General features: G+C 77.1%; 2 protein-coding genes. Both read left to right on the top strand.

Going from position 1 to position 1,780, the window contains the following annotated elements:
* Window positions 1–1,101: hypothetical protein (locus H5J33_RS38105; RefSeq protein ID WP_258565596.1), on the top strand; the 1,101-nt coding region annotated here is incomplete at its 5' end.
* Window positions 1,023–1,607: a hypothetical protein gene (locus H5J33_RS33970; protein ID WP_258565595.1), complete on the top strand. Its 585-nt coding sequence runs from the start codon at window positions 1,023–1,025 to the stop codon at window positions 1,605–1,607. The genes H5J33_RS38105 and H5J33_RS33970, both read left to right, overlap by 79 nt.
* Window positions 1,608–1,780 lie beyond the last annotated feature (173 nt).

Genomic DNA, 1,780 nt, shown 5'->3' with positions numbered 1-1,780 from the left:
GCTCCGGCGGCGAGCCCGGGTACGACCATCGGCAGGGCCGCACCGGCCACCCCCGACGAGGCGATCAAGCTGCTGGAGCGGGGCGACCACCTGTGGGCCTGGCCGGAGGGCACCCTGCTGTGCCTCGCCGACGCCGAGGTGGTCGACGCCGTCCTGCCCCGGCTCGGACCGGACGGCCCCTGGCTGCTCGCCGCGTACCTGCTGCGCCACGAGCGCACACCGCGCACCGTCCTCGACCGGCTGCTCGCGGACCGCGACCCCGACGCGCTGCGCGTCCTGGCCGCCCAGTCCCGCTGGATGGAGCGCAACGGCGCGGTGGAGCGCCTCGTCGACCTCGACGACCCCGAGGTCGACTTCGTCCTGTTGCGGCACTGGAACCCCCGGCCCCTCGTCCACCGGATCGTGACCCGGTCACGGCCCGGTGCCGGGCGGCCGTCCCTGGGCGCCCGGGTGCTCGCCGACTGGCGGGCCGGAAACTCCGCGTGGCCGGCCGGCGGTCTGATGTGGCTGTGCTCGGCCGAGCCGGACCTCGTGGAGGCGCTGCTCGAAACAGAGGGCGCGCGGCTCGGCCTCGGACATCAACTGCTGGGCTGCCTGAGGCTGTTGCGGCACGGCGGTGCCGACCGGCTGGCGCGGCTCGCGGGGCGGGACGTGCTGGGGCGCTCCGCCACCACCGTATGCGCGAAGGCCCTGGCGTCCGCCGACCCCGCCGCCGTCCTCCGGGCCCGGCTCGACCGCGAACTGGCGCCGGAGAAACTCGTCCGGAAGCTGCGGCGCGCCCGGCACGCCCCGCACGCGCGGGACCTCATCGAGTCGCTCCCGCCGGGCGAACCGGTGGACTGGGCCGCCCTCGAAGCCGCCCACGCGCAGGAGCCGCTCCCGTACTGGCAGGACATCATCCGCCTTCCGGCCGTCCCCTCGAACGTTCCGGCGGCACCGGGTTCGCGACCGCGCGAACCGTGGGCCAGGGCGTCTGGCGGACGGAGCTCGCACCCGGCCAGACCCGGTTCTACAAGGTCCCGGTGGACTGGGGCCGGCGGCTGCACGCCTCGGCCGAACTGGGCGGCGCCCAGGGCCACGGCTACGTCGGCGGTGCCCTGACCCTCTCCCTCTACAACCCCGTCCGCGGCGCCGTCGACGACACCTCCGCCGGCTACACCGGCACCGCCAAGCCCACCGCGCTCGCCCCGCTGCCGCCGGTGGAGTACGCCAACCGGTACGCCGTACCGGCCGGGGTGACCTCCGTACGGTTCGCCGGTGACTACTACCTCGTCGTGCACCTCAGCACCCGGGTGGCCGAGCCGTTCGGGCGGGGGCCGTTCGAGGTGACCCTGCGGGTGCGGGTGGACGGACGGGCGCACGCGGGCCCCGCGTACGACGGCGGGCCCGTGCCCGAGGACGTCTTCACGATCAGCGACGCGGACCGCGCGGCCGCGCTGACCGGGGGCCTCGGGAACCCGGTCGCCGGGGCCGCCGGCGGGGAGAGGTCCGGTGACGGGGTGATGCGGCTGGTCGCCGTCGGGGGGATCGGCTCGGGGACCGCGGTGCTGCTGGTGCTCGGCGGCTGGACGGTGGCGGCCCGGCGGGCGCACGCGCGGGCCCGGTGACGGCGGGACCAAGCCGGGTCAGCGCCGGGTCAGAGCCGGGTCAGAGCCCAGAAGCCCACCGCGTAGCAGGCGAGGGCCAGCAGCAGGAGGGGGATCACGGCCTTCGCGGGCGGGCCCGGACGCCGGAGCGCGCGCCGCGCCCGGTGGCGCCGGCCGGGTGCGGGCGCCGGGCG

The organism is Streptomyces sp. WELS2 (genome assembly GCF_013870595.1).
GTDB lineage: Bacteria > Actinomycetota > Actinomycetes > Streptomycetales > Streptomycetaceae > Streptomyces.
Note: the sequence above shows the minus strand (reverse complement) of the source record. Positions and strands in the feature narration are given on the sequence as shown.